Here is a 2,896-nt window from a genome sequence, read left to right on the forward strand (position 1 = left end):
TATTTTTTAAGGATATCACAAATTGTGATATCCTCTGGCCAACAAATCTATTTTAAATCTTCATTTATTCTAATTCTAAAATCACTTTCTGACCAAGCCTCTTTATTTGTTTGAGGGTCAATTTTAACAATTACATTCTCACTTAATTTAATTTTATTTCGTCCTTCAAGTATTGGAATGATTTTTTTCAAATCTTCAACATTATTTCCTTTGTTTTTCCAATCCTTCTCAACAATTACATAATCGACCCATTCATCCCCATAACTTCTCATCATATTAAAAAATTCAGTAAGTACCATTTCATTATGATCATGACATTTATCCATTTTTCTTTACCCCCTAATAAAAACTGCCCACATTTTACGCACGGTTTATGGCAAAAGCAACCCAGGAAACCGCAACCTGGCTACCGGCAGGCAGGCAATACCGCCGCGCTCGCTCTGTTTCCATGCCGGGTTCAGCTCAATGACAAAATCATTGAAGGTTGGCAAACTAATAAATGCATCACAAGGTACGGAGACAAAGATGTCCCTCTTTCCTGATCGAAAAAACTGCTTTGATAACCACATTCATTTATGTTGAATTCTGTCTCGTGAAAATTCAGCGTGTTCTGCGCATTTCGCTTACATTGAGAAAAATCGAAATGCGCGAGGCCTTTTCTTTTCGTCCATTTTCTTTGTGGCCAGACAAAGAAAATGGACAGCTCAATAAAAGAGAGCAATAAAGCTAAATACGTACAGGGAAAAAACCTAGGTCGTTAATTAAATACTATCCCAATATCCTTAACAATAATCTTCCCACAATATTTTCTCGCTTGAGCCGCTACAAACCCCTTCTTCATGGCAATAAATGTAACGGTCGTGTTCGCTTTGATCGCCACCCCCATCGCCTCGCCAGTATCAGCATTTAAACCGGATGGAACATCAACCGCCAGAATAGGTTTGTGTGAATCGTTTATGACTTCGATCACGTCGCGGATCGGCCGGCGGACCTCTTTTGTTAGCCCGATCCCCAGGATCGCGTCGATTACCAACTCAGTGTTGGAGAGCGCTCCAAGCTGGGCCGCTTCTTTAACCCAAACAATCGGCAAACCAAGATGCTCAATCATCAGCAGATTGGCCATAAAATCGATCGTCCCCCGGTTGTGGTCCCCAATAACAAAAACCGTGACTTTTTTTCCTTGATTGAAAAGGTGGCGTGCAGCGACCAGACCGTCGCCGCCATTGTTCCCGATCCCGCAAACAACCGCGACTTTCTCTTTCCACCAGAGCATTTTCAACGCGACTTCAGCCACGCTCCGTCCCGCATTCTCCATCAAGACGATCGACGGCAGCCCAAAATCAACCTGGGCCCGGTGGTCAAACCCTTTTGCTTCGGCAATGGAGATTCCTCTCATGACCAGATTATAGCAAATCATCCGAAATTTCACCGGTTAAATAGAGATATTAAACCAAGAGAACAGCGCGATTGGTCGGAGTCCAAACAAGGAAGAAAACTCGTGTCTATTTATAACCGGAGAATTGCCTGCATAACTGGGGGAACAGGTTTTCGCTCTGTAGCCAAAGCCCTGGCTTCGCTTTATCCCAATCCCACAACGGTCCATGTAATTGGCACCGCCGATAGCGGGCGGAGCACCAGAAGGATCAGGGAATTTTTTGGCATCCCGGCAATCGGCGACCTGCGCAGCCGCTGCATCGACCTTGCCGACCGGCGGACCCTTGGCTATCGCGAGATCACCGACCTGCTCGCCTATCGTTTGCCGAACATAGAAAATAAAACGGCCCTGGAAGATGAGTTCGCCGCAATAATAAAAGGCCATCACCCGCTAACACACGCCGCTTCCGCCGGCAACCATAAATTCACCAGGATCATTCTGGCCAATTTAAAACGTTTTGATGAAGAACGAAAGACCATAGAATTGACCAAAGGATCTTTTGATCTCAAACAAGGGAGCATCGGGAACTTCTTTTTGACCGGCGCTTACCTTGATTTTGGGGATATCAGCGCGGCTCTTTTCCTATACGAACAACTGGCCGGGGTCCGGGGACATGTCTTACCAGCCTCTGAAGAGATCATGCACCTGGCGGCTGAAAAAGTTGACGGCCAGGTGATCACCGGTCAGCATCTGATCACTAAAACCGATCTTGGTTTGCAGTTGAAACGGCTCTTTTTCTTGGAACAGGAGGATCCTCAGGCCAGCGAGATCAAGCCGCGGCTAAGCGCCGAGGCGGCGGAGGCGATCAAAAGCTCCGATCTGATCGTTTTTTCCATGGGGAGCTTCTACACCAGCCTTTTATCAACTCTTCATCTGATGGGGATGTCGGAGGCAGTTAGGGCAAGTCACGCCCTGAAAGTTTTTATCCCTAATACCATTGAAGATCCAGAAATCCGCGGGATGACGACCGCCGATATGGTCAAGCGATTGATTGAGACTTTAAAAGGCAATGATCCAGTCGCCAGGGAGCCCGACTATTTACACGTGGTCATTACCGGCGATCGCGGAAAAAGCTTAAGCCTGGGGACCGGACGAAGGCTGATCCCCGATGACACGAAATCTTTGCTGGGGTTCGGGATCGAAAAAACACCTCTAATCACAGAAGGAGAGCTAACTGGCTATTATCAACCAGAGCCTCTGGCTGACCTGCTAGCTAGATTAAATTATAAACCTTCCGGTTGTCCTTAAACGCCAGAGCTAATATACTTAAATGATATGGTAAAAATCAGACTCCAAAAATACTGTTCCGAACAAGGGCTCGCCTCCCGCCGCAAAGCGGAGGAATATATCAAACAAGGGTGGATCAAGGTCAACGGCCAGGTCGTGACCGAGCTGGGGACGAAGATCGATCCGGCTACAGATAGGGTAGAGCTTAGCGAACAGGCCCACAAACACCAGGAA

General features: G+C 46.8%; 4 protein-coding genes. 2 read left to right on the forward strand and 2 right to left on the reverse strand.

Features of this window, described 5'->3' with window-relative positions; genetic code table 11:
- Positions 1 to 47: 47 nt before the first annotated feature.
- Complete coding sequence (locus KKF06_04840) at positions 48 to 326, reverse strand: hypothetical protein (GenBank protein ID MBU1617082.1); 279 nt, start codon at positions 324 to 326, stop codon at positions 48 to 50.
- 431 nt (positions 327 to 757) lie between these two features.
- Positions 758 to 1,417: an NAD(P)H-hydrate epimerase gene (locus tag KKF06_04845; GenBank protein MBU1617083.1), complete on the reverse strand. Its 660-nt coding sequence runs from the start codon at positions 1,415 to 1,417 to the stop codon at positions 758 to 760.
- An 81-nt stretch (positions 1,418 to 1,498) separates the two neighbouring features.
- On the opposite strand from KKF06_04845, the gene KKF06_04850 reads away from it, so the two are divergent.
- Entirely contained in the window at positions 1,499 to 2,683 is a 1,185-nt protein-coding gene (locus KKF06_04850) for a YvcK family protein (protein ID MBU1617084.1), read from the forward strand.
- Positions 2,684 to 2,710: 27 nt separating this feature from the next.
- On the forward strand, positions 2,711 to 2,896 hold a 186-nt coding region (locus tag KKF06_04855), incomplete at its 3' end, for a pseudouridine synthase (protein ID MBU1617085.1).

The sequence above is a fragment of the Candidatus Margulisiibacteriota bacterium genome (genome assembly GCA_018822365.1).
GTDB lineage: Bacteria > Margulisbacteria > WOR-1 > O2-12-FULL-45-9 > XYB2-FULL-48-7 > XYB2-FULL-45-9.